Here is a 25,419-nt window from a genome sequence, read left to right as displayed (position 1 = left end):
TAATAATTCATGCTTCGCTAAATTAGCAATCTTGCTAAAACGTTTTTGTCCAAAACCGTTCCAGCACGATCTCAGTTACCTCATCCATTTCTAAGATAAACCGCTCCCGATTACATTCCACTGGTTTACTATTTTTCCATTCGCTTTTTATGGTTAAAATGCCTTATGGTACAAACAAGAAAATTATCGATGCTTGCGGGCTTTGCCGCAGGTATTCCTCATTTACACGAAAAGACTGATTATGAATTTTGATATTAATGCACTGAAACACCACCAACTGGTCGAAGATGGTCAACTAGAAGGGTGTTACCTTCATCAACCAGCACAGGGCAGCCAGCAAGACGATGACGCTGTTTTAGCAGAGCGCCAAGCGCTAGAAAAATTGGGGTATAAGGTAGTACAGGTACAAGCCAAAGGTGGGGCAACAACCTTTGCTGAAGCGATGCAAAAGTTTGCGAAGAAAACAGGTCACCAGACCAAAGAGTAAGCGAATGGGTGTAGAGGGGCTTTCTATTACGGCTGATAGCCTTTGGATTTTAAAGCGAACACATCATAAAGCTTTTTAACAACAGCCGCTTAACTCGAATTAAAACACACCCCGTAAGTCACTAAACGGGGTTATAAGTACATGAGCTAAATCTCTGCTATAACTTTATTTATGTATGATGCAATAATCAACGAGAGCCATTGATATGTCTTGTTTTTGCCTTAATAAGACTAGGCCTGTAACCGTGCCATTATTCACCTCATAAAACAGCCTAAAACCCGATTTTTTGAACTCTCTGATACTAGTGACCCCCAACCCTACAAGCTCAGAACATCTAGAGTACATGTTAGGGTTATGGCTCACATTTTCTTCAAAGGCATCTAAAAGACTCTCAATCCCTTCAATGACTGATTTTTCATCATTCCATTGAGTTAGGTGATCAATCGAATCATTTAGCGAATTTTCAAATGTTTCCGTGTATTGAATTTCTACTTTATGAGTCATATTTACCTTTGTTACTTACGGGCAGCTAATCGACTTCTTAAATCTCTAGACGAAGTTACACGATCTTGAACAACATCATTTTTTGCAAAGCTAACCAGTTTCATTAGCGCAATGGCATCTTGACGTTTTTTATGGTCTTCATACGACTCAACTACATACGTAGGTTTTCCATTTTGCGTGATCGTTAGTGGTTCACTTAAAGGCAAGTTAGCCGCATTTTTTTTTAAGAAACTGACGGTTTCTACATTTGCTGTGTCCATAATCACTCACCCTGTTTGTATTTGTTGCTTTAGTTAGTTGAATGTCATCACTCATTCAATAGCTATATTGTACTACCCGATCACTACTAGTTCAAATTTAGACTTTATTTAAACTGCCCTGCACAACCAAGATTGGACGCTTACCCAAACGAGTTTCGTATTTCATGCAATGCTTAATCAAAGTTGGCTTTTTGTAAGATCTCAATGAACGTCTTGATCTTGAGGTCTTCCGCTCCCTGTTTCGCGTAGAGGCCAACGTTTCCTAGCTTAGAGTCATCAATCAGTAAGGTTTCGAAGCCTTTGTCTTTCATCCAATCGCACATTTTATGACTGTATGGCATGACAGCATCAGACATTCTTAACATATCTAAGCTCGCAAAAAGAGAGTCAACGTCATAGACATCTCGCCCAACCTCCTCAGAATCACGCCCGCCAGGCTGTGAATTTACGTGATCAGACAGTACAGAGTTATGTCTAGAGTGATCGGGGGTCACTTGGAGTATTGGAAACGCCAACATCTCACGTCTTAACAAACTCGGGTCTAAGTGTTTCTTCGTTAGCAACGGATGGTTGGCTCGAACAAACACCGCTTCTTTGTCTTGAAAGAGTGGGTAAAACGTTACTTTGCATCGCTCATGCAGCCCATAGATTTCATGGCCAACAAACAAGTCGATATCGCCTTGAACCAAATGGTGCATCAAAGACAAGTTGTTACCGAACTCCAAATGTAGCGAGCCCATTTTTTCTTGTTGCTTGTATTCCTCAACCGCCTTGCAAACAAATTGTTCCCACCAAGCTTCCCCGGTGCCGAGCTTCAATTTACCGGATTGGCGCTGCTGCATGTCGGTAAAACGGTGCATTAACGACAGATGCTTTTCTTGCTGTTCTTGTGCGAACTCCCGAAACAACAACCCGTACTCGGTAAGCTCAACGCCTTTTGACTTACGAGTAAAAATAGCCACACCAACATCACTCTCTAATTTCTTGATCGCAGCGGTCAAGGAGGGCTGGCTAATATTCAGCTTTTCCGCGGCACCTTTAATACTGCCAGTATGCGCAACCATCAAAAAGTATCGGTATAGCTTGTTCATAGGATTCTCTTAGTTTGCATTCGATCACAAAATGCGAGGTTAGAAATTCAACAAATTAACCCACTGAACACAGCGTACAATGGATAGAGCTCATGATATAGGATTTTTCTATATAGAGCATTAGTAATGCTATTTCCCAGTGTAAGATGAAATCACTATAGTAAGGTCAATTAACTTATTAAGTGGACATTGAGATGGAACAGAAATGGTGGCATGACGCAGTGGTCTACCAAATTTACCCGCGTAGCTTTTTAGACTCGAATAATGACGGTATCGGTGACCTAAATGGAATCATCAGCAAACTCGATTACCTTAAAGAACTGGGCATTAATGTCATTTGGCTCTCTCCTGTTTATCAATCTCCAATGGACGATAACGGCTACGACATCTCCGACTACCAAGCGATTGCTGAAGAGTTTGGCACGATGGAAGAGATGAAACGACTGATGGATGAAGCGAAGGAACGTGACATTAAGATTGTTATGGATTTAGTGGTAAACCATACGTCAGATGAGCACCGTTGGTTCGAGCAAGCACGCTCTTCAAAAGACAATCCGTATCGAGACTATTACATTTGGCGCGATGCAAAACAGGATGGCAGCGCACCGGATGACCAAGGTTCTATCTTTGGCGGAAGTGCTTGGCAGTGGGATGAACTCACACAACAATATTACTTCCATCTATTCTCGAAACGTCAGCCAGATTTGAACTGGGAAAACCCGAAGGTTCAAGAAGAAGTTCATACTATGATGAACTGGTGGATTGACCTTGGCATCGGCGGCTTCCGCTTAGATGTGATTGATCTTATTGGTAAGGAGATCGATAAAGGAATCACTGGTAACGGACCAAGGCTGCACAAGCTATTACAACAAATGAATCAGGCGACCTTTGGTAACAAGGATTTGTTAACCGTAGGAGAAACTTGGGGCGCAACACCAGAAATAGCCAAGCTATACAGCGGACAAGGTAGAAATGAACTTTCTATGGTATTCCAATTTGAGCACATTACCCTGACATGGGAAAACGGTGACAAATGGAACCCTATTTCGCTTGATCTTCGAGAGTTCAAAAATGTGCTGACCAAGTGGCAGCTAGAGCTGGCCGATGGTGGTTGGAATTCCCTTTTTTGGAACAACCACGATTTACCACGTTTGGTTTCAAAATACGGTGATGACAAACACTTCCGAGTTGAGTCAGCAAAAATGCTGGCGACGTGTTTGCACTTCTTAAAAGGTACACCTTACATTTATCAAGGTGAAGAGATTGGCATGACCAATGTCGCTTTTGACAATCTGGACCAATATAAAGATATTGAAACGCACAATTTCTATAAAGTAAAAACGGAATCGGGTGTTACTCATGAACACATGATGGACGCCATTCACGAGAACAGCCGTGACAACGCTAGAACACCCATGCACTGGAACAACCAACCTAATGCAGGCTTCTCTGACGGAACACCTTGGATTGAGCTGAATCCAAACTACCCAGAGATCAACGTCGAAAGTGCGTTGGCTGATCCAAGTTCCATATTTTATCACTACAAGACATTGATAGAGTTACGAAAAGCTCACCCAGCGATTGTCTACGGTTCATTCATCCCTGTTTTTGAAGAACACGACAAGGTTTTCGCCTACGTACGTGAGTTGGATGGTGAAAAGCTGTTTGTAGTTTGTAACTTCTCAAACGACAACCTGACACTGGATATGCCTGAACAATGCCAAACTCAGACGCTTGATTGTCTGATCAATAACTATCAAACGGTCACTGAGTTGTCAGCCAAGCTTGAACTGGCACCGTATGAATCATTTGCTGTAAAACTGTAATCATACGTTAAATTCAACACACCAAAGGCAAGGTTCTCCTTGCCTTTTTTATTGCCCAAAGCCATCGATTCTCTCCAACATTTCACATCTTAACCTAAGCAACCTAGCGCTTAGTTTTGGATGGCTTTCATCACCCAAAAATAGTTTGAGCCCGCCTTCACATTTCTCTATACGCGCCACTTCACAAAACTATGGCGATCGCCTGTAAAACAGCACTGTATCGGCATTGCTATAGCTTTTTACTATATCAAAGGTGCGTTTACCTATTTCTCAAAGGCTAAATTAGTCGATATTATTTTCAGCAGATAATAAGAACTGATAGAAGTGATTATCGTTATGGATAACCTTCTGAATATGGAATGAAATTATGAAACCTCTATTGAAAACACTGTCTATTTGTACCCTTGCTACTCTTTTCAATGCACCGGCTTTTGCTATGGAAGAAGGTGAAATCACAATCTGGATCAATGGCGATAAAAGTTATGCCGGTCTTGCTGAAATTGGTAAACAATTCGAAGAAGATACTGGTGTAAAAATTAACGTTCAGTACCCAGACTCACTGGAAGCTAAATTCCAACAACACGCAGCAACAGGCGGCGGCCCTGACATCATTTTCTGGGCACACGACCGTTTTGGTGGCTACGCAGAATCAGGGCTACTTCACGAACTTAATCCAAGTAAAGAATTCAAAGAAAAGCTTGTCGACTTCAGTTGGGATGCGGTGACAGTCAACGGTAAAGTTGTGGGCTACCCTCTAGCAATCGAAGCACCTTCTCTAATCTACAACAAAGACCTACTTCCAAACCCACCAAAAACATGGGAAGAGCTTGCTGACATTCAGAAAGAGATGGCTAAGCAAAACAAAAAAGCCATCATGTGGGATGTGAAAAATGCGTACTTCACATGGCCGATGATCTCTGCTGGTGGTGCCTTCGCGTTTGAAAAAACAGCAACAGGCTATGACGCTAAAAGCACAGGTGTTAACAATGCAGCGGGTGTTCGCGGCCTTCAATTCTTAGTTGATATGGTAAACCAAGGGGTAGTTAACCCGAATATGGATTACTCAGTCGCAGAAGCAGAGTTCACCAATGGCAATGTGGCGATGACCATTAATGGCCCTTGGTCTTGGGGTAACTTAGACAAGCTTGGTGTTAATTATGGCGTTGCTGAACTGCCGACATTAAATGGCGGTAAAGGTAACCCATTTGTTGGGATCCTAAGTGCGGGTATCAATGCTGCGAGTCCAAATACTGATCTTGCTGTCGAATTCTTAGAAAACTACCTATTCCAAGACGACGCTCTGAAAACCATGAATGATGACAAGCCTCTTGGCGCGGTGACACTAAAATCATTCCAAAAAATTCTTGAGAGCGATGATCGCATCAAATCAACCATGACGAATGCTGAAAACGGCGAAATCATGCCAAACATTCCGCAAATGACGGCTTACTGGTTCGCTGAAGGTGCGGCTATCGATAACGCAATGCAGGGGAAGCAAACCGTTAGAGAAGCGCTAGACACAGCAGCAAAACAAATTACCAAATAAGCTTTCCTCATATTAATAACCCTTTCCTCATATTAATATCCTATTGTCCTTTGGCACAGCGCATGCTGTGCCTTTTTTGTTTTGGAAATCAACTCGCTATGCAAATCCCTACTCTTTACCTAAAAGGTACGTTCAATGGTTGGGGGTTAGACACCCCATTGTTCAAAGAACAAGACGGCTCCTACAGAGCAAACCTATGTTTATCTACCGACCTTTATCGCTTCAAAATTTCGGATTCAGATGGCACCAAGCAATGGACACTTTCAGGGCATGAAAGTGAAGCCACTCTCTGTGAATTGGAACAAGCAATGCCGCTTATCAATACACAAGGTATTGGCAATGACCTACTGCTCTCTCCCGCTGTCGCTGGTCAATACTCCTTGAAGGTGCAATTTGGCTCTTCGACGCCAACGATCACCGTAACCAAGGGGGAATACAATGATCTATCAACACCTCAACGCGAGCCTATTGATACTCACCTGATTGAGGCTGAGATTGAGGAGACGCTACCTCACTGGCAACACCCTGAATTTGCAATGCCACATGACCAACTGTTCCAAGAACTCACCATCTCAGAGACACAGTCATTTCCGTTTGTGTTCGGGGATAATGTCGATGGTTACTATCATGGAGCAACCTATAGCTATGTAAACGGTGGCAAATATCGTCACCACCAAGGTTGGATACTGGGAACCTTCGCCAGCTATATCGACGGCAAGTTCAATAATAAGTTAGAGGCTGAACGTGCCAGCCTGACGCCTTATGGTATTGAACATCATTATGATCATAGCCGAGAGTCGTTGAGCCTGATTCAAGGTTCCAGACTTGTATCACTCACTGTGTCGTCAAACAAACCGAGTGCTTTAAGCCTAATTCCAGAACTCAACATACCGACCACTCACTCTAAAGTTCATACCTCAGACTCAAACATCGTCATAGAACTCAGCCCTCAAGTTTGCCCAGACGGCTGCCCAAGGTTTGTCGCCATCGCAAGCAATCATGCAGTACATGCACGAGAGAGCTCGCTAGACGCTCACCCTGAACTTCGCGACCTAGTTCAGCTCTCAGAGAGCAATACAAAACTCATGCTCACGACGTCAGATAAACAAACTGAACTTGTCGTCTACCTCGGCTTTGCTGAAACTCGTGAAACCGCTAGCTCATTGGTTAATCAAGCGTTCAAAAATAACGAACACGTTCTTCACCAACAGCGGATTTATGAGTTCTTAACCAATAATTATTTGTGGACCAACGACCTTGAATACAACCGAGCGGTCATGTGGTCGCGCCTTGCAAGCCGAACCTTTGTGAGTCATGAGTTCGGCACGGGCATATGGGCTGGATTGCCTTGGTTCAAGGACTGTTGGGGCCGTGACACCTTTATCGCTTTGTCGGGCACAAGCTTGGTTAATGGGCTGTTTAGTGAAGCAAAAGAGATCATTGAAAACTTTGCGTCCATGCAGATGCTCGACGAAGATTCCACAAATTACGGACGAATCCCGAATCGAGTGACGAGTAAAACGAACATCATTTATAACACCACCGATGGTACTCCTTGGATGATTCGTGAAGCCCTTGAGTACATCAACTACTCTGGCGATGTGGCGTTCGCTAAGGCCATTTACCCTACTCTCAAGCGTTTCATCACGGGTGTCGAAAAACACTACTTGAATAAAGATGGCTTGAACGAAGATTATTCGAATAAAGACAGTCTGATGGCACATCGCCACCCTGATACGTGGATGGATGCAAAAATTGATGGGATGACACCTTGGTCTCCTCGCGGCCCTAAAGCCAATGACATCCAAGCTTTGTGGTTTGAAAGCTTAAACTGCGCTATTCAACTCGCTATTCTGGTGGGCGACTCTGAATCAGAAAAGAGCTGGGCAATCCAAGCTGGAAAAGTGAAAGAGAGTTTCGCCACCAAGTTTTGGGATGATACAAACCATCGCCTAGCCGATCATTTGTCACAAGGTGATGTGCCTGATTATAGCGTGCGTCCGAATCAGTTGATGACGATTTCAATTCCTCAGAAAAGTCCGCTGAATCAGAATGAAAGAGAGCAATACATCGTCAAGAACGCGGTAGAAACGCTATTGTTCCCATGGGGGATCTGCTCCTTACAACAAGAGCATGTCGATTTTCATCCTTATCACGACAATCAAGCCATGTACCACAAGGACGCGGCTTATCACAACGGGACGATCTGGGGGTGGAATGCGGGCTTTACCATTACGGCGCTCAATAAGTTTAAGCAGCAAGATCTCAGTTACCAACTATCCAAAAACTTGGCAAAACAGATCCTTACACAAGGCTGTAGAGGGACAATGAGTGAAAATTTGGATGCTTTCCAAGATAGTGACCGCGACCTTGTAGAATCAGGGACGTTTGCTCAGGCCTGGTCCGTTTCAGAATACGCTCGTAACGCGCAACAGGACTATTTGGGATATTGCCCACGCTTATTGGACAATCAGATACACCTAACACCAAACTTCCCAAGTTGTTGGAGCGAATTAGTGGCTTCGTTGCCTTTTGGTCAAGGAAACCAGCTACGACTGTCATTTGAATCTAAAAATGGGATTTCTCATTACAAGATTCAGTCAAATCTAGAAGATACGGTAAGTCCCGAAATCACGTTGGTGCTTACGCTAGACATAAACCATGAGTCTGTTGCCGTAATCTCGACACCATTAACACAATCGTTGGAGATCATGATCGACAGTCACCAACAACAGGTCACAGTTAACGACAAACAAGCGCAGTTTGAGATTCAGCTAAAGCCAAATAACGCCATCTTACGCGATTTACAGTTTGCCAAGCCCGACTTTGCAAGGCAACACAACAGTTTGATGAGCAAGGACTACTTGTTGAAAAAGCGCAATAAGCAAAAATTGTCAGCAGCCAAGGACTAGCTTTGCTGATACTAAGCCTATCGCTTTATAGACGTATAAAGTGATACGGCTATAACGTGATAAAAAAGCAGGCCTAATACACCGTTTACGAAGACAAAACGGAGTTAGGCCTTCTTTAATTATCTAAAATAAAGTCGATGAAATCCGGGAATCGCAACGACCAAGCCAGTTCATTGTGTTGATGACCTTGCCCTTCTTGATAAAACAGCGTCACGTTCGGCTTTTGAGTGAGTAACGTATTCATTGCCCTTGAACCACTCAGATAAACGTCAGCAAAATCTACGCTTGCCTCTTCACGAGCTTCATTCGTTCCCATATCCATATATATTTTCGTTGGAGACAGAAAGTTAAACTCTTTCATATACTCGAAGTATGAGGATTTATTGAACCAAAACGCCGGAGAGAAAACCCCAAGCACGCCAAAGGTATTCTGGTACAGTGAGCCACCATATAAGCTAATTAGCCCGCCCATTGAACTGCCAGCTAGGTACGTAAACTCTCGGTTCGGCTTTGTTCTGTATGTTTGGTCTATATAAGGCTTCAATGTATGACAGATAAACGCCATATACTCGTCCCCTTGACCACCAAATTTAAGTAGCTCATCACCAACACCCAACTCTTTTATCTCTTGGTTAGCGCGCCAAGGCGAATACTCATTATAACGCTCCATGCCATTAAGCTCATGACTGCTGTCGATGGCGACAACAATTAACCCAGATAACTTACCGAGCCTTTGCATCTCATCGAGTGTCGTTTGTGCGTCCCAACACATCCCATACGTCGCTGTAGACTTATCAAAGACATTCTGCCCATCATGCATGTATAAGACAGGATAAGCGTGCTCTGCTTGGTGATACCCCGCAGGAAGGTAAATGCGGAGCGTTCGAGTTCGATTCAACTGTGGAATAAAGAACTCATCGATAATAATCAATTCAGATTGCATAACGACCTCTAAACTTGAAGTGTCTATAAATTCAGATATAAAAAACGCCCCTTTAAAGGAGCGTTCTATCTTTATTTCTATCTCTATCTAAGCGACTAAGATACTGGGCTGCTAAGCCATTAAGCCTACTAAGTTATTAGGTTATTAAGTTATTAAGTTCTTAAGCTCTTAAGCTCTTAAGCTCTTAAGCTCTTAAGCTAACAAGCTAACAAGCTAACAAGCTAACAAGCTAACAAGCTAACAAGCTATTTTGCGTTGACGGCTCGCACAAAAGCTTCTTGTGCACCTTCAACATTAAGCGCCTTCGCTTCATCTAACAAACCTAAAGCTTTCGGTATATCACCTGACTTCACCGCATTTTGTATAGCAGACAAATAGAAGTCTTTTGTCTCTTGCTGCACACGTATCTGCGTGTCTGCTTTCTTCGGTACAACAGGTGTTGCAGTCGCTGCCATAGCGGCAGGGGCAGCAACGACTGGCGCTACGGCAGGTTTAGCTCGGTAAGGGCGAAGTTTTAAAGTTTTAATTTCTAACTCTAAACGACCACCTAATTGATTGGTGTATACCGGATCGGTGACCATAGGCATCACCTCACCAAATTCTTTTGCTCGCACCTTTGCTGGGTGATCAACTTTCACCTTATTGCCAAGCTCATCAGCAGGCGTGTAGATAACAATATAAGGTGTCTTACTCGCATCAATACGCAAGCGCTCAATGTAACTCGTGCGAGTAAAAGCGTCGGATGCCTGAACCTTAAAGTCTTCAAACTTCAATGTTTGCACTGGCTTAAAGTTTTCATCTAGAAGCATGGCTTCTGGAGCAAAAACTGAATCATCGATCATCAAGCTCGATAGCTTAACGACCATCTCCCCTGAGCGCTCGCTGAACTTGAACGCTGCAAAGTGGCTATTACCTGTTGTAAATGTACCGACAGGTGACCCCAAGTCGATATCAAACTTTAAATCTTCATTATCATTCAATTGTGCGTATGGGTACTGCGAAAAATCGCTGCAGCATACTTCTGCATTAGTGGGTGCATCGAGTTTAGTTTGAACCTGAGCATCGGAAGCACAACCGCTTAGCAAGGCACCTAGTACCACGGCTAACATAGAGCTTTTATTTGTCATTGTAATCTCTCTCACTATTGGTTGTTGTTGGGGGAAACGGAAAAAGGCAGCCAATGGCTGCCTTATACTTTAAACGGTTTAGAACCAAATTTCAGTGTGTACACCGAATACAAATTCGTCTTTACCGTTATCGATACCAATTTGTTTAGCACTTGCTTCATCATCAGCTTTAATGTAGCTAATGTAAGGCTTAACTTGTGGACGACCGAAGTAGTCAGAGTTCGCTGTAAATGCAGTTGCAATTTCTAGGTTAAGAATATCGCTCTCTACAGCATCACCAGTGCGATTCCAGTAACCTTCATCACCTTCTTCATGTGCATAAGAAGCCGTAGCTTCTAAGCGAATGTTGTCGTTCAGTTTGTAAGAAGGACGAGCAGCAACCATGTAACGAGTCAAACCGTCAGCACCAAACAATTGGTCAAGAGCTGTAAAGTACACTGCTTCCGTACCTAACTGCCATTTTTCAGAGATGTTAAGCACACCGTAAGAAGTCAAGAATAGTGATTCTTCTTTATCACCGCCACCAGACCAACCACCGAAGTTAACACCACGGTTTTTCATTACGCCAGAGCCGTAAGCAATTACGTTTTGAGTCCAACCGTCTAGGCCATAGTAACTTGTATTAAGCGTTACAGCTGCACCGATACCGTCTTCGTTCTCACCGCCATTGATGTTTTGCTGACCATATTTAAAGTCAAAGTCTAGGCTGCCGATACCCGCATCCACGCCGTAGTAGTACAAGTCAATAGAAGAGAGTGTCTGTCTTTCTTTTGCACCATCTTTCTTGACTTTACATTTACTAGGATCTGTCGATGTAGTGCCATCATCTTGTTTACAGTCAATTGCGTAAGAATCTGCAGAACCTGCATCAGGATCAGCCATTACATAAGCGATACCAGCAGTATGTCCTGCAAGCTTAGTTTGAATACCTGCACCAATACCAGATGATTGTTTCCAAAACTCACCAGATAAAAGACCTGCTGCACGGTTTAGGTAACGTTGACCACCCCAAATAGAAGTGTCTTCACCTAAAATGCCACCTAGCTCAACGAAAGCTTCTTTTACTTCGAACTGAGAATCATCATTCTTCTTTTGTCCGCCTTCAGAAGAATAAGCGTATGAGTTACCGTTACCATATTCAGTACGAAGAACGTAGTCCGCCCACACACCATTTTGATACTCAGAGTGCTTCTTAATTACAAATTCAACTTGGTTAGTACTCTTACCGTGAGTACCCGCTGTTTTGTAATCTGGCTTACCGAATTCAGTGTCTACTGTTTTACCGTCGACAACACGAACGTTAGAAGACATGTAACCGTGAACTTCCCAGCCGTCAGTGATAACGTCAGTAGGGTTTTTCACCTCTACTTCCATTGCAGAGTCACCACTTGTTACATCAAGTGCAACGTCATTTTCTGCGAACGCTGAACCAGCGACAAGTGCAGAAGCCACTGCAGCAGCAATCAAACTTACTTTTTTCATTCTTAACTCCATTAAGGACGATTTATTTTAGGTTTTATATTTTTGCTCTCTTGCGACAACCAAAGGCAGTAATGGTGGGCGTAAGATAGAGAGGTTTAGGGTTTCCCCTGATTCGTTTCAACGGAGCCAATATTAAGAGGGGATGACAAGTTTGACTTCCTCCACCCCGAACTAAATTAAGGGGGATGAGAAGGGAGTAGAGTTTATACAGAATGGTATTTTAAAGGGTTGGATCACTTAATCTAGGAGGAGTAGACAGCACACAGATCTAATTATTCAGCATAAGTGAGATCTACTTCAAATATATAATTTGAACTTCATCGATGAATTATTTTTCAACAAAATTTATTCTATGAAGTTGCTTGACCTTAATGGGACAAAGCCTTTTACTAATAGTTCACTGATGTTGATAAACGAACAAGAAATCAAGCAATGACTAGAACGCTCGCTCGCCCTTATCCACTAGGCGCAACGCTAGGTAACACTGGCTGTAACTTCTCAATTTATTCCCCTGACTGTAAATCCCTTTCTCTCGCTCTTTTTGACGAGAACGATGAGTTCACCACTTATAAATTGGAAAATGAATACGCTGATATCAGATATGTATTTGTTGATGGTATTAAAGCGGGACAAAAATACGGTTTCATTGCTGAAACTGATAATGGCCCGATCTTACTTTCCGACCCTTACGCTAAAGCAATAAGCGAACCGCTCGATTACGCAACGCCATATACCGATGAAAAAAGCTTTTCGATGGCGAAGTGTCTCGTAGTTGATGACACGTTCGATTGGCAAGATGTCGAAAAGCCGCGTATTAGCCGCGAAGAGACCGTTCTTTTCGAAACCCATGTTAAAGGCCTATCTCAACTTCACCCAGAAGTCGCGACCAATACAAAAGGCCGTTATTTGGGGTTAGTTAGTCCCGAAATGCTTGCATTCTATAAACAGCAAAACATCAATTCTCTACAACTTTTACCTATTGCTGCATGTATGCATGAGCCCCACCTATTGGATATGGGGAAAGTGAATTACTGGGGTTACAATCCATATTTGTTTATGGTGCCAGACCCACGCTACGCAGAGAAAGACGCCGTTAGTGAACTCAAAACCGCGATTCGAGAACTGCACCGCAATGGTATCGAAGTCATTCTTGATGTCGTCTACAACCACACAGCAGAAGGCGGTGAAGGTGGTACAACCTTCAACCTAAAAGCACTGGATAGCCGCTACTACATTAAGCATGGCTGTCATTACGCGAACTTCACCGGTTGTGGCAATACGGTCGACCTCACCCACCAACCAGCACTGAACTTAGTCATGGATACACTGCGCTACTGGGTTAGTGAGTTCCAAGTCGACGGCTTCCGTTTTGATTTGGCAGCAACACTGGGGCGCGAAGGCGATAACTACAATCCTGAGGCTGCTTTCTTCAAAGCCGTTGCCCAAGATCCGGTATTGAAAGAAACCAAGTTAATTGCAGAACCATGGGACATCGGGCCAAATGGCTACCAAGTTGGCAATTTTCCGTTGGGGTGGAATGAGTGTAACGATAAGCTGCGAGATATCACTCGTAGCTTCTGGCGTGGCGACCAAGGCTACTTAAAAGAGTTTGCGACTCGCTTAATGGGCTCTCGTGACATCTACAGTGCCGCACACTGGCCGTACAAATTAACCGTCAACTACATCACTTATCATGATGGTTTCACCATGCAAGATCTTGTTTCTTATAAACATAAGCACAATGAAGAAAATGGTGAGAGCAACCGCGATGGACACGGTGATAATCGCTCTGAAAACTATGGTGTTGAAGGCAACACAGAAAACCTTTTGGTTATCGCAACACGCGAAAAGCAAAAGCGTAACTTCATGGCTAGCCTGTTATTTGCATTCGGTATTCCACATATTTTGACGGCCGATGTGTTATCTCATACTCAAAAGGGTAACAACAACGCGTACTGCCAAGACGGGGTCACCAGCTGGCTCAACTGGGAAGATTCCGAGCGTAAGACTTACTTCAAGGCTTGGTTGTCTGAGATGATCTCCGCACGTCAGCAATACATGGTGCCGTTTATCAAAGCGTTCAGTGGCGATAAACGTAACTCTAACCGTATATTCTGGAGCCGTGTTGATGGCACAATCATGGAACATGATGATTGGAACCGTTTAAGCTCCGTAGCCTTACATTTAGGCATCGGCAAGGATGGCGACGAGTTGATTTATCTGATCAACCAAACCAACGCACCTGCTCGATTTTCTTTACCGAGCGACCGTCAGCAAGACTGGGTAACCATCTGTGATACCAACTTGCGAAACGTGAAACCGGGTCATGCCGAAGGTGAAATGCTGTTATCTCCCGTTTCAATGGCAATTTTGCACTATTCTCCTACTCAAAATAAGCTAATAGCTAAAACAAACTCATCTCCAGACAAGACTGATTCGGTTTAGGGTAAAAGCCAAACCAGCTTAATAGAATGCGCGAAGCCATAGAAGCCAGTTATGTTTATGACTGGCTTTTTTATTCGCTGAACGTCACAAACTCAATTTTTTATATGGAACATTTTGCATTGATGTGATTACGAAAACTGTTTAGTATGGCCGTACTATAAAAATGAATCTATAACGTCTTTGGATATCATGGCTTTACCTAAAACATTAATTCGGCTTTTTAAACCATACATTATTTTATTAACTGGAGGGATGCTCTATCTTGCTGCAGCTCAACTTGAAAAAGTAGAAACGACAGCAAAAGAACAATCACTATCAAATATTCGTATCGCAAGTTCCATCATCAATTCCAACATCGAAGCCACATTCGGCAAACTCTATTTTTTGGAAACCAGTTTAAGCTTATCTACATCAGGCCCCGTCGGTGAACAAAAATTCAGGGACATCAGTGACAATATTCTTAAGAGAACACCTAACTTCTCCGATATTGTTCAATACCAGCCTCAATCCCAACAATATATTTCAACTCGTGGCCTGCCTCTTTCTAATGAGCAGATCAATGCCATCCAGTGGAATCCAATAGATAGTGTTGTAGAAGGTTTTTACATCTCTTCTATCTATCAAAAACCCGATGGTCGTTGGGTTTTCGCGATCAAACACACGACGGAAAAGTTGAACAAAGAAATATGGATTGAGTTTGACCTTTTGCATACCACACAAGGCCTGAGAGACTTAAAGACATTAGACCGTGGCTATGTATTTGTGGTTGATAGAGCAACCGAACGACTGGTTTTCCATCCTGATCCGAAACGCATTGGCTCCAAATCCATCAGCTATCATGCAGGCATCAGCCACCAACTCTCTCAAGGTGAGACCGTCGGCCAACACGAATACTACTATCAAGATAATTTCAAAATAACGGTATTTGATGCTGACAACAGCTTAAACTGGGTATTCGTCTCGGGCACTGATCGTCACGACATACTCACCAGCTCACACCAATTTACGCTAACTGGCGTGGTACTCGGGTCACTGCTTCTATTATGGATTGGCGCACACTACCTAGCTCACCGCTTGAACATGTCGTTATCTCAACTGAATAAAGTTGATGATCTCGCCAGCTTTAAACGAGAGTTAAAAGCCATATTCAATAGCTTTACCTATCAAAAAGGCATTCAATTCTGCCTTTATCAAGCAGAGAGCCATTCATTCAGTACCATCGATTATCATGGAAACAAATCAACGGTACATTCTGACAAAGCCCTTGCTGAGCGATTTTCTCCCGAAAGCATGGCTTATCGAAGCAGCAAATACGCGGATCCATTGGCACGTAAACTCAAAATACTCCAACGCCACTACTGTATCCCTTTGCACTCTCGTAACCAGCTAATCGCGGTGATTTACGTCAATGCGCCCTTGCCGATCAGCCAAAGTATTTTACGTATGATCAAAGATTACACCGAAGTCTCGTTGTCTAACTTACTGCTCCACCATCAATTGAGCAGTAAAGATCTCATGACTCAGTTAGACAACAAAAGTAGTTTTAACATCGCGATCGACAACTACGCATGCGAACCCGATACCTATGTAGCTCTGCTCGATATCGATAACTTTGACCACGTAAATCGAGCTTACGGTGAAGCGATTGGCGACAAGATGATTAAGCTTGCCGCAGAAGCGATGCGTTCTTACTTCCCTAAGCCAAAAGGGCTTTGCCTTGCTCGAGTTGGGGATAAGGAGTTCGCCGTTTTATTCAAAGCGAATGATGCGAAGGATGCCAAGCACCAATTGGAACAATGTCGAGTCAGCATCGCCGAGAAAACCATAGTCACTCCGGATATCACATTGTCACTCAGTATCAGCGTCGGGTTTTCGCAAATAGACGGCGAAACAGACTCTGCTTTAGCCCTTGCGGAACAAGCAAAGCTTATCGCACTACAACTTGGAAAGAATCGAGTAGAAGGTCACATTAGAGGCGTAGCCAAAGCGTCGTAGACATTAGCTAACACGCTCGTATCACACCGATTGGTACGATACCGATAACGAAAAAGCACCTAGGATTAATCCCCTAGGTGCTTTTGTTTTTATGGAAAGTCATTACAATGCGCGTTCGATACAACAATACCCTTTTTTAACGATACGAGCCTTATGAAGCTAAGTAACCGACTGCAAACTCTCCACTCCCTTGTCAGTAATGACTACCAACATATTTGGGACTGTTGTTGTGATCACGGCTTCTTGGGTGTTCAGCTATTATCTGACCACAAAGCACCGCAGATTCATTTTGTCGATATTGTCCCTTCTCTGATGAATGAACTGGAGGGCAAGTTAACGCGTTACTTTCCCCAAGATAATTCAGACCAACAAGCGGTTACCAGCCAATGGCAAGTCTACTGCTTGGATGTCGCAGCGATTCCATTGGAAAAGCACACAGGCAGACATCTGGTCATTATTGCGGGTGTTGGAGGCGATCTAACACAAAAGCTCGTCGACGATATTCATTGCAAGCATCCAGACAAAGCGATCGATTTTTTACTTTGCCCGGTTCATCAGCAGTTCGAACTAAGAAGCCATTTAAAAGCGCTCAATTTCGGCTTAATTGATGAAGTGTTAATTGAAGAGAACAGTCGTTACTACGAGATTTTATTGGTCAGCAATAACCAAGGTGAAAGCGACAAAAATCTAGATGAAAACGGCAATAACCGAACGGTAACTGAGATATCAAGCGTCGGCGACAAGATCTGGACTCCGAACTGTGAACAACAGAAGCAAGTATCACAGCAATACAAAGCCAAAACATTGCAGCACTACTTGCGCATCCATCAAGGACAAGAGAAGCAAGGCAAAACCAGTCAGGTTAAGCACATCATTGAGGCTTATCAAGCGATTTAACTTCCTCACTCTTTGACCATCCTTGTTTTAGCGCTTTAAAACATAGTGAGCACTGACTGCACTGTTTGAGTAGACAAAGCCCAATCAATAGAAAAGCCGACAGTTCAATGAACTATCGGCTTTTTTGATGCTATCGATTTGGTATGAGCTTACTGTTCTTGTTTCTTATAAGCCACATCAGGTTCATCAGTCGTTTCAACCTCACAGGGCGTATCAACCCCATAAACCGTATCAAGATAGTCGTCTTTCTCTTTCCACGTACTATTCAACCAACTGTGGAAACGACGTTTAAACGCTTTATCTTCAAAATAATTGCCGTTCACGTTCTCATCCATTGGGTGCAGTTTAATACGCACCACCACCTTGGTCATTTTACCCTTCAGCATGTCTTCAAATGGAGAAGCCTGATTTTCTGGATAAGCCAAAGTGACATCTACAATACCATCCAAGATTGGGCCCATTGCCGATAGAGCAAACGCCACACCACCTGTTTTCGGTTTAAGTAGATGTCGATAAGGTGTTTTCGCTGTCGCCAGTTTCTCGTGGTTTGCACGAGTTCCTTCCACAAAATTTACCAAGGTTGTCGGTGCCCATTTGAACTTAGTACATGCCTTATTAATTGCATCAAAGTCATCATTGCGACGCTCAGGGTTACGAATCAAAAACTCACGTGAGTGACGTCTCATGAAAGGCATATCCAAGCCCCAACAAGCCAAACCAACAAAAGGAACGTACAGCAATTCATGCTTAAGGAAGAACTTAGTCATTGGCATCTTGTCTTTCAAGATCGAAGACAAGATCACGATATCCGCCCAACTGAGGTGATTCGACATCATCAAGTACCATTGCTTAGTCGAGATGTCTTCCCCGCCCTCAACTTGCCACTCGATATCGTTATTCACATTCAACATCCAAAGATTGAGCGAAGCCCAACACCAAAATGTGAAATTCGCTAAGCGAGTACATGACTTTTGAACAATAGAGATTGGAAGAATCAGTTTGATGAGGCCAAAAAAGCTCACGGTAAACGCAGTCATTGCGGTATTGATGGTCACGAACAACACGTTCAAGGCCATACGAAGATTATCAAGCATAAAACACGGCTATATTGAGATCGAAAGCCGCCATTATACTCATCTATAAAATATTCTCTTTAGTTATTGGTGAATACATTAAGGGTCAAACCACGGAACTAATTTTGGTCTGTGCCCATAAATCAATCTCTCCCCTTAATCTGAAAGTGCCACATCAAAAAACAATAAAGAGGTCATTTAGACTAACCAAGGCAGAGTCCATTTGACATCATTTAGAATCGCCCTCACCAAAACGATCAGTATTGATAAGCATTCTCATTAATGGCATGGTACATGCAACTCCAAAGTGTAAATAGTTGAGTATCCTTAATGAGATAACTTCTCTAAGTAAAGGTGATGATATGACAGATATTCCTCATGGTTTGGTAACTGGCAAAGTCTTACATAAAACACAATGGACAGATCAACTGTTCTCGCTGCAAGTCAGTGCTCCCGTCTCTCCCTATCAGGCAGGTCAGTTCACGAAACTTGGCTTGCTTAACAACGAGGAGGAGCTTGTCAGACGTGCTTATTCGATGGTGAATGCGCCAGAGCACGAACAAGGTCATCAACATCTGGAATTTTTGATTATTAAGGATCAGAACGGGCAGCTTTCACCTCAACTTCATGAGTTGAAGGTAGGCGATGACATATTTGTAGGCAAAGACCCAAGCGGCTTTATGACGCTAAATGAGATTCCAGAGATCGCCGACGATCTATGGATGCTTTCAACCGGAACCGCCGTTGGGCCTTTTATCTCAATGCTCGAAAGCATGCAGATACAACAGCAAAACGGCTCTGAATCTGAAAAAATCACCTCGTTCAAAAACCTTGTACTGGTTCATGCCGTAAGAACAGAGCAAGACCTCACGTATCAAGATCGAATCAATCAACTCGTTGAACACTTTCAGGGGAAACTACAATATGTGCCAATTATTTCTAGAGAATCAGTCACCGGAACTTTGCGCGGACGAATCCCAAGCTTGTTACTTGGAGGCGACCTTGAGCAAACCACGTCTGTCACTTTCAATCAAACCCGCAGTTTTTTCTACCTTTGTGGCAATCCGCAAATGGTTCGCGACACAAGTGAAGCACTAACCAACTTAGGTTTCAAGAAGCACTTACGCCGAAAGCCCGGCCAATTCAGCAGTGAAAGCTACTGGTAATCACGGTCACCAATTCAATCAAAGCTAAAGCTTGTATTCAAAATACAGACAAGAGGTTTTATATGAGTCATTTACGTATTCCGTCACACTGGAAAATTCAACGTTCAACGCCATTTTTCACCAAAGACAACATACCGGCTGCATTGCTTAATCACCACAACACCGCAGAAGGTGTATTCGGGCAGATCTGCGTAATGGAAGGTACCGTCACCTTCTATGGTTTTGCCGATGCCGACGCGACAGAACCGGAAAGTGTTATTACGATCCTGGCTGGGCAATTTGCCACAAGTCCACCTCAATATTGGCATCGAGTAGAGCTTAGCGACGACGCACAATTCAACATTAACTTCTGGTCTGAGAAAGAGACTAAGAAGATGTTCAACACCCGAAAGTAAGATCCATTCAATATTGATGAACTTATAAGCAAGCTGCCTCGTACTGTGATTTTTAATGTTCAATAAGTGAAGACAACAGACCAAATAACCATAGTAATTACAATGACTAATGGTGATAGACAAGAGAAAAAAACTCTAGCACACTGGACAAAGTTATTAGTTTTAATCCCGTTTCAGATAATGAATAAGTGGATTATTTATATTTTAGGTAAGAGAGGAAGCCATGCTCAACATTGCTTTTTTTAGCTCAAAATCATACGACGAAAAATCATTTGAACTTGCAAAAGGCGAACTCGACGCCGAGTTCCATTTTCACGATTTTCGCCTCACTACAACAACAGCAAAAATGGCGCACGACAACGAAGTCGTTTGTGCGTTTGTAAACGACGACCTATCGCGAGATGTGCTAGAGATTCTAGCGAAAGGCGGCACTAAGCTGATTGCGATGCGCTGTGCCGGTTTTGATAAAGTCGATTTAGATGCAGCCAAAGAGTTTGGTCTGCAAGTGGTTCGCGTTCCGGCTTACTCACCAGAATCGGTAGCAGAACACACGGTTGGCATGATGATGTGTTTGAACCGTAAACTACACAAAGCATACCAACGCACTCGTGATGCGAACTTCTCTCTTGAGGGTTTGGTTGGCTTTAACTTCCACGGTAAAACTGTTGGTGTGATCGGCTCTGGCAAAATTGGGCTAGCAACCATGCGTATTCTGAAAGGTTTAGGCATGAACATCCTATGCTACGACCCATACCCGAACCCATTGGCAAAAGAACTGGGCGCTAAATACGTTGAGCTCGACGAGCTTTACCAAGAATCTGACGTGATTTCTCTGCATTGCCCAATGAGTAAAGAGAACTACCACCTGTTGGATGCAACGGCATTTGAGAAAATGAAAGATGGCGTGATGATCGTCAACACCAGCCGTGGTGAACTACTGGATTCAACCGCAGCAATCGAAGCGTTGAAACAAAGCAAGATTGGCGCGCTTGGCCTTGATGTCTACGACAACGAGAAAGAGTTGTTCTTCCAAGACAAATCTAACGATGTGATTGTGGATGACGTATTCCGTCGCTTATCTGCTTGTCACAACGTATTGTTCACAGGTCACCAAGCCTTCCTGACTAAAGATGCTCTGTTCAACATTGCCAATACAACGCTCACCAGTGTTGATGCCTTTTTTACAGGTAACACCAGCGGCAACGAACTGGTTTAACAACAACTTGAGTTAATAGCAGACTGAGTTAGTAATAGACTCAATCTAGAAATAGAAAGCCACGCTAGTCCTAAGTGAACAGCGTGGCTTCTCGTTTATCCCGCATTCAAAAACAGTTCTAAACGCAGAAATGACAATCTTCGGTATCTAAGCCATAGACACCGTTTCTAATGGCAAGGTGCTCTTCCCCTGCTTTCACACCCATCTCATAACCTGCATTCAAGACCGTTTGATCCATTGTCAAACGCTTCACTGCAAACGCTTCTGGTGGCGCAATCACCTTGATGGTCGCATCTTTTGGAGGGTTACGAATGAACTCCAAAGACTGGTTATAGTTTTCGGCACGCACCGCCATCGACTCTGCAATATTCGGGAATTTCTTTAGCAGCTTTTTCAGCATCCACTGATACTTCTGCGGCTTCATTCGGTAGCTTAATGGGTGAGAAAGAATCACCGTAATGTCTCGTGCACCACGACGATAGGCTTCGCGAACCGGAATAGAGTCGGCTACACCACCATCGGTATAGCAACCACCAGAGAAGCACGGTGTTTCACGGTAAGCGATAGGTAGAGCTGTTGTTGCTTCAACCACGTTAGAAAGGTTTTCTGGCTTGATGTGATAGTAGTCTGCACTGCCAGTATCGACGTTAGTTACAGCAGCAATTAAAGGAACACTTGAGAACAGCTCACCACAATCCAGTGGATAACGATGGTTAGATTCATCCCACAACCACTTAACGTCGACCAAATTGCCACCTTTAGCAAAGCGAGCAGGATTGAAGAACGTTTTATCCGTCGCCATGGTAGTAATCACGTTGTAGCTACGCTTCGGAGCTTGAGATAAGTAACCAACCAAATTCGACACACCCGCAGATACGCCAATAGAAAAATCATAAGGACGGAAATCGTCTTGCATAAAAGCGTCCAATACTCCTGCTGCGAAGATGCCTCTCATTGCCCCACCTTCAACGATTAATGCGCTCTTACTCATCTCAAACTCTTCTACTTTATAAACTGATAGCCGTAGGATAATCCGTTACCCTAACTAAATATAATGGGATGAGTTTATTAATTTGATAGGCAAAAACTATCAATAGAAATGGTGCTAATTTTCAAGTAATTGGTACGACTTACACGACTCACCTAATACACAGCATGATCAAAAAAGGCCGTTGAGTGATTCACTCAACGGCCTTTCATTTAACTAATCAAACTTATTGATTACGACTTAAATTCGCTTACATCGATTTCAAGTAGCTTACCAATGCCTTCTCCGTAAGCAGGGTCGGCTTTGTAACAGTGTCTTAAGTGACGCAGCTGAATCTCTTTAGGCACGCCGCCTAGGTTACGAGCAGTGTTATCAAACAGAATCGCTTGTTTCTCTGGCGTCATCAGGCGGAACAAGTCACCCGGTTGCGAGAAGTAATCTTCATCTTCGCGGTGATCCCAATGCGCTGCAGCACCATCTAGGTTCAATGCTGGCTCTGCAAAGTCTGGCTGCTCTGCCCATTGGCCTTCGTTGTTTGGCTCATAGCCAAGTGTGCTACCAAAGTTACCATCAACACGCATCGCACCATCACGGTGGTAGCTGTGGACAGGGCAACGAGGTGCGTTTACTGGGATATGCTGATGGTTAACACCCAAACGGTAGCGCTGTGCATCACCGTAAGCAAACAGACGGCCTTGTAACATCTTGTCTGGTGAGAAGCTGATACCCGGAACCACGTTTGCCGGGTTGAATGCAGACTGCTCAACTTCAGCGAAGAAGTTTTGTGGGTTACGGTTCAATTCAAACTCACCCACCTCAATTAATGGGTAATCTGCGTGTGGCCAGATCTTAGTCAGATCGAACGGGTTGTATGGCACTTTCGCTGCGTCCGCTTCTGGCATCACTTGAACTTTCAGTGTCCATTTAGGGAAGTCTTGATTATCAATGCTGTCTAGCAGATCACGTTGATGACTTTCGCGGTCATCGCCGATCACTTGTGCCGCTTCTGCATCAGACAAGTTCTTAATACCTTGCTGAGATTTGAAGTGGAACTTAACCCAGAAACGTTCGTTGTCTGCATTAATAAAGCTGAATGTATGGCTACCAAAACCATGCATATGACGGTAAGTCGCAGGAATACCACGGTCACTCATTACGATGGTGATTTGGTGAAGCGCTTCAGGTAGAGAGGTCCAGAAATCCCAGTTGTTTTTCGCACTGCGCATGTTGGTGCGAGGGTCACGCTTAACCGCATGGTTTAGATCTGGGAACTTGAGAGGATCACGAAGGAAGAATACTGGCGTGTTGTTACCCACCATGTCCCAGTTACCTTCTTCAGTATAAAACTTCAATGCAAAGCCACGGATATCACGCTCAGCATCGGCAGCACCACGCTCACCCGCCACCGTTGTAAAACGTGCAAACAGGTCGGTCTTTTTGCCTATTTCAGAAAACAGTTTTGCCTTGGTGTATTTGGTAATGTCATGCGTAACAGTAAATGTACCGTAAGCGCCTGAACCTTTCGCGTGCATACGACGCTCTGGAATGACTTCGCGGTCAAAATGCGCCATCTTTTCTAAAAACCAAACATCTTGAAGAAGTTGAGGACCGCGCTTACCCGCAGTTTGAACATTCTGGTTATGAGCAACAGGACAACCCGCAGCTGTAGTTAGTTTTTTACTCATGATCTATTCCTTAAGGTCCAAAGGTGCAGCAATAGTGAGTGCACCTTGATATTTATACTGGCTTCCTTTCAAAAGCCCCTAAAATATTATGGATATAGAATAGACCTCTAATGGTATAAAATATAATCGTTTCTATTTATCGTTGCTATCTATAAAACCTATCGAACCATGATGTTAAGTAACCAATTGTCAAACCTCACTTTATTTCAAGATCGCATGGCCTACTTTCAGAGTCGCAGCGATATTTCTCGCCGTTCTGGTAAGGTTTAGTTCGGCTTCTAGCAGAACTTGGTCAAGTGACTGAGGAGAACGAACCGTACCAAACAAGCTGTTCATTTCACCATAAAGTGCTTCTACTTCTGTTCCCAGTGAGCCAGCAATGCCTATGATCGGAATGCCTTGTAAGCTCGCTCGTTTAGCAATGCCATAAGGCGTTTTCCCTTGCAGAGTTTGGTTGTCCATCTGCCCTTCGCCAGTAATCACCAAGTCGGCACCTTTCAATAGATCATCAGCTTGCAAAACATCGAGCACCATCTCAATGCCGGGTTTAATTTGGATATTGAATAACAAACCAAGCCCCATCGGCGTGCCACCAGCTGCGCCATAACCCACGCGCTTGTAAACAGGCTCATCGCCACCGGCATAACCTTGCGTTTCTGTAACTTGAGCAAAATTCTCAAGCGCCTTATCAAGCATTAAGACTTGTTCAGGTGTCGCTCCTTTTTGCGGACCAAATATATAGCTGGCACCGTTATCACCACACAATGGATTATCCACATCGCACGCCACAATCAACTCAATATCGGAGCAACGAGAATCGACGCCTGTAAGATCAATTGAAGCCAAATCCGCTAGCACAGCGCCACCTCGGCTGAGCTCTTGCCCTGCACGATCAAGCAATTTACCACCTAACGCTTGTACAATGCCTGCACCACCATCATTGGTCGCACTGCCACCCAATCCAAGAATAATGGTTTGAGCACCCTGCTCTATCGCTTCTAATATCAGCTGTCCGGTACCAAAAGAAGAAGCAACCAAAGGATCGCGCTGTTCTGGTGTCAGCAAGTCTAAACCAGACGCAGCAGCTATCTCTATCAAAGCCGTTCTCTTGGAGCTCTGAACTGACGGTTCTAACATCGCCCATTCAGCACTAATCAATGTTCCCAATGGCCCTTGAACTTTATTTGTTCGCTTTTGTCCGGCTAAACCTTGTAGCAATACATCTACCGTACCTTCGCCACCATCGGCCAGAGGTAAAGTCACATAGTCAGCGTCAGGAAAGATTTCACGAAAGCCCTTTTCAATACACGCCGCCACCGATACCGCCGATAAAGATTCTTTAAACGAGTCTGGTGCAATAACAATTTTCATAGCGATGAGT

General features: G+C 43.7%; 20 protein-coding genes. 10 read left to right on the top strand and 10 right to left on the bottom strand.

Features of this window, described 5'->3' with window-relative positions; genetic code table 11:
- Nucleotides 1-241 precede the first annotated feature (241 nt).
- On the top strand, nt 242-487 hold the full coding sequence (locus tag ACED28_RS11360) for a hypothetical protein (protein WP_009845860.1): 246 nt from the start codon (nt 242-244) through the stop codon (nt 485-487).
- Nucleotides 488-652: 165 nt separating this feature from the next.
- On the opposite strand, the gene ACED28_RS11355 is transcribed toward ACED28_RS11360, so the two are convergent.
- From ACED28_RS11355 to ACED28_RS11345, 3 genes are all read right to left on the bottom strand, one after another.
- Nucleotides 653-991: a type II toxin-antitoxin system RelE/ParE family toxin gene (locus tag ACED28_RS11355; RefSeq protein WP_009845861.1), complete on the bottom strand. Its 339-nt coding sequence runs from the start codon at nt 989-991 to the stop codon at nt 653-655.
- Between the two features lie 11 nt (nt 992-1,002).
- On the bottom strand, nt 1,003-1,251 hold the full coding sequence (locus ACED28_RS11350) for a prevent-host-death protein (RefSeq protein ID WP_009845862.1): 249 nt from the start codon (nt 1,249-1,251) through the stop codon (nt 1,003-1,005).
- 173 nt (nt 1,252-1,424) lie between these two features.
- Nucleotides 1,425-2,342, bottom strand: a complete 918-nt coding sequence (locus ACED28_RS11345; RefSeq protein WP_102582751.1) for a LysR family transcriptional regulator — start codon at nt 2,340-2,342, stop codon at nt 1,425-1,427.
- A 194-nt stretch (nt 2,343-2,536) separates the two neighbouring features.
- On the opposite strand from ACED28_RS11345, the gene ACED28_RS11340 reads away from it, so the two are divergent.
- From ACED28_RS11340 to ACED28_RS11330, 3 genes are all read left to right on the top strand, one after another.
- The gene (locus tag ACED28_RS11340) at nt 2,537-4,168 is read left to right on the top strand and encodes an alpha-glucosidase (RefSeq protein WP_371709892.1); all 1,632 of its coding nucleotides are present in this window, start codon (nt 2,537-2,539) and stop codon (nt 4,166-4,168) included.
- 367 nt (nt 4,169-4,535) lie between these two features.
- On the top strand, nt 4,536-5,714 hold the full coding sequence (gene malE, locus ACED28_RS11335) for a maltose/maltodextrin ABC transporter substrate-binding protein MalE (RefSeq protein WP_371709891.1): 1,179 nt from the start codon (nt 4,536-4,538) through the stop codon (nt 5,712-5,714).
- A 50-nt stretch (nt 5,715-5,764) separates the two neighbouring features.
- On the top strand, nt 5,765-8,626 hold the full coding sequence (locus tag ACED28_RS11330; RefSeq protein WP_371709890.1) for an amylo-alpha-1,6-glucosidase: 2,862 nt from the start codon (nt 5,765-5,767) through the stop codon (nt 8,624-8,626).
- Nucleotides 8,627-8,741: 115 nt separating this feature from the next.
- On the opposite strand, the gene ACED28_RS11325 is transcribed toward ACED28_RS11330, so the two are convergent.
- From ACED28_RS11325 to ACED28_RS11315, 3 genes are all read right to left on the bottom strand, one after another.
- Nucleotides 8,742-9,569: an alpha/beta hydrolase gene (locus ACED28_RS11325; protein ID WP_371709889.1), complete on the bottom strand. Its 828-nt coding sequence runs from the start codon at nt 9,567-9,569 to the stop codon at nt 8,742-8,744.
- Between the two features lie 245 nt (nt 9,570-9,814).
- A complete protein-coding gene (locus ACED28_RS11320) occupies nt 9,815-10,696 on the bottom strand; it encodes a MalM family protein (protein ID WP_135383601.1) in 882 nt (293 codons plus the stop codon).
- A 78-nt stretch (nt 10,697-10,774) separates the two neighbouring features.
- Nucleotides 10,775-12,178 (bottom strand): carbohydrate porin, encoded by a 1,404-nt coding sequence (locus ACED28_RS11315; RefSeq protein ID WP_371709888.1) that lies wholly within the window; start codon nt 12,176-12,178, stop codon nt 10,775-10,777.
- Nucleotides 12,179-12,610: 432 nt separating this feature from the next.
- On the opposite strand from ACED28_RS11315, the gene glgX reads away from it, so the two are divergent.
- The 3 genes from glgX to ACED28_RS11300 all read left to right on the top strand — a co-directional run bounded on the left by glgX (nt 12,611) and on the right by ACED28_RS11300 (nt 17,515).
- Nucleotides 12,611-14,623 carry a glycogen debranching protein GlgX gene (glgX, locus tag ACED28_RS11310; RefSeq protein ID WP_371709887.1) on the top strand — a complete coding sequence of 671 codons (2,013 nt, stop codon included), beginning with the start codon at nt 12,611-12,613 and terminating at the stop codon, nt 14,621-14,623.
- A 252-nt stretch (nt 14,624-14,875) separates the two neighbouring features.
- Nucleotides 14,876-16,618, top strand: a complete 1,743-nt coding sequence (locus tag ACED28_RS11305; RefSeq protein ID WP_122046147.1) for a diguanylate cyclase domain-containing protein — start codon at nt 14,876-14,878, stop codon at nt 16,616-16,618.
- Nucleotides 16,619-16,771: 153 nt separating this feature from the next.
- Entirely contained in the window at nt 16,772-17,515 is a 744-nt protein-coding gene (locus ACED28_RS11300) for a tRNA (adenine(22)-N(1))-methyltransferase TrmK (RefSeq protein WP_371709886.1), read from the top strand.
- Nucleotides 17,516-17,664: 149 nt separating this feature from the next.
- Here ACED28_RS11300 and ACED28_RS11295 read toward each other — a convergent pair whose 3' ends face one another.
- A complete protein-coding gene (locus ACED28_RS11295; RefSeq protein WP_017100296.1) occupies nt 17,665-18,609 on the bottom strand; it encodes an acyltransferase in 945 nt (314 codons plus the stop codon).
- A gap of 341 nt (nt 18,610-18,950) precedes the next feature.
- Here ACED28_RS11295 and ACED28_RS11290 point away from each other — a divergent pair, with 341 nt between their 5' ends.
- The 3 genes from ACED28_RS11290 to ACED28_RS11280 all read left to right on the top strand — a co-directional run bounded on the left by ACED28_RS11290 (nt 18,951) and on the right by ACED28_RS11280 (nt 21,365).
- Nucleotides 18,951-19,754 carry a ferredoxin--NADP reductase gene (locus ACED28_RS11290; protein WP_371709884.1) on the top strand — a complete coding sequence of 268 codons (804 nt, stop codon included), beginning with the start codon at nt 18,951-18,953 and terminating at the stop codon, nt 19,752-19,754.
- A gap of 62 nt (nt 19,755-19,816) precedes the next feature.
- Nucleotides 19,817-20,149 (top strand): DUF1971 domain-containing protein, encoded by a 333-nt coding sequence (locus ACED28_RS11285; RefSeq protein ID WP_102258295.1) that lies wholly within the window; start codon nt 19,817-19,819, stop codon nt 20,147-20,149.
- A gap of 223 nt (nt 20,150-20,372) precedes the next feature.
- Entirely contained in the window at nt 20,373-21,365 is a 993-nt protein-coding gene (locus ACED28_RS11280) for a 2-hydroxyacid dehydrogenase (protein WP_371709883.1), read from the top strand.
- Nucleotides 21,366-21,483: 118 nt separating this feature from the next.
- Here the strand turns inward: ACED28_RS11280 and ACED28_RS11275 are convergent, their stop codons facing one another.
- The 3 genes from ACED28_RS11275 to ACED28_RS11265 form a co-directional block, all read right to left on the bottom strand.
- Nucleotides 21,484-22,356 (bottom strand): patatin family protein, encoded by an 873-nt coding sequence (locus ACED28_RS11275; protein ID WP_371709882.1) that lies wholly within the window; start codon nt 22,354-22,356, stop codon nt 21,484-21,486.
- Between the two features lie 230 nt (nt 22,357-22,586).
- Nucleotides 22,587-24,038, bottom strand: coding sequence for a catalase (locus tag ACED28_RS11270; protein ID WP_017100300.1), 1,452 nt, complete (start codon nt 24,036-24,038; stop codon nt 22,587-22,589).
- A gap of 201 nt (nt 24,039-24,239) precedes the next feature.
- Nucleotides 24,240-25,409, bottom strand: a complete 1,170-nt coding sequence (locus ACED28_RS11265) for a glycerate kinase (protein ID WP_371709881.1) — start codon at nt 25,407-25,409, stop codon at nt 24,240-24,242.
- Between the last annotated feature and the right edge of the window lie 10 nt (nt 25,410-25,419).

Origin of the sequence: Vibrio sp. 1F253, assembly GCF_041439295.1 — a bacterium.
GTDB classification, from domain to species: domain Bacteria; phylum Pseudomonadota; class Gammaproteobacteria; order Enterobacterales; family Vibrionaceae; genus Vibrio; species Vibrio tasmaniensis_A.
This window is presented reverse-complemented; position numbering and strand designations above follow the sequence as displayed.

Coding starts and splice junctions, on each gene's coding strand:
- ACED28_RS11315 (WP_371709888.1), bottom strand. CDS start 12,178: ATGAAAAAAGTAAGTTTGATTGCTGCTGCAGTGGCTTCTGCACTTGTC.
- ACED28_RS11325 (WP_371709889.1), bottom strand. CDS start 9,569: ATGCAATCTGAATTGATTATTATCGATGAGTTCTTTATTCCACAGTTG.
- ACED28_RS11285 (WP_102258295.1), top strand. CDS start 19,817: ATGAGTCATTTACGTATTCCGTCACACTGGAAAATTCAACGTTCAACG.
- ACED28_RS11350 (WP_009845862.1), bottom strand. CDS start 1,251: ATGGACACAGCAAATGTAGAAACCGTCAGTTTCTTAAAAAAAAATGCG.
- ACED28_RS11295 (WP_017100296.1), bottom strand. CDS start 18,609: ATGCTTGATAATCTTCGTATGGCCTTGAACGTGTTGTTCGTGACCATC.
- malE (WP_371709891.1), top strand. CDS start 4,536: ATGAAACCTCTATTGAAAACACTGTCTATTTGTACCCTTGCTACTCTT.
- ACED28_RS11265 (WP_371709881.1), bottom strand. CDS start 25,409: ATGAAAATTGTTATTGCACCAGACTCGTTTAAAGAATCTTTATCGGCG.
- ACED28_RS11290 (WP_371709884.1), top strand. CDS start 18,951: ATGACAGATATTCCTCATGGTTTGGTAACTGGCAAAGTCTTACATAAA.
- ACED28_RS11355 (WP_009845861.1), bottom strand. CDS start 991: ATGACTCATAAAGTAGAAATTCAATACACGGAAACATTTGAAAATTCG.
- ACED28_RS11360 (WP_009845860.1), top strand. CDS start 242: ATGAATTTTGATATTAATGCACTGAAACACCACCAACTGGTCGAAGAT.
- ACED28_RS11300 (WP_371709886.1), top strand. CDS start 16,772: ATGAAGCTAAGTAACCGACTGCAAACTCTCCACTCCCTTGTCAGTAAT.
- ACED28_RS11340 (WP_371709892.1), top strand. CDS start 2,537: ATGGAACAGAAATGGTGGCATGACGCAGTGGTCTACCAAATTTACCCG.
- ACED28_RS11280 (WP_371709883.1), top strand. CDS start 20,373: ATGCTCAACATTGCTTTTTTTAGCTCAAAATCATACGACGAAAAATCA.
- ACED28_RS11345 (WP_102582751.1), bottom strand. CDS start 2,342: ATGAACAAGCTATACCGATACTTTTTGATGGTTGCGCATACTGGCAGT.
- ACED28_RS11305 (WP_122046147.1), top strand. CDS start 14,876: ATGCTCTATCTTGCTGCAGCTCAACTTGAAAAAGTAGAAACGACAGCA.
- ACED28_RS11320 (WP_135383601.1), bottom strand. CDS start 10,696: ATGACAAATAAAAGCTCTATGTTAGCCGTGGTACTAGGTGCCTTGCTA.
- ACED28_RS11275 (WP_371709882.1), bottom strand. CDS start 22,356: ATGAGTAAGAGCGCATTAATCGTTGAAGGTGGGGCAATGAGAGGCATC.
- ACED28_RS11270 (WP_017100300.1), bottom strand. CDS start 24,038: ATGAGTAAAAAACTAACTACAGCTGCGGGTTGTCCTGTTGCTCATAAC.
- glgX (WP_371709887.1), top strand. CDS start 12,611: ATGACTAGAACGCTCGCTCGCCCTTATCCACTAGGCGCAACGCTAGGT.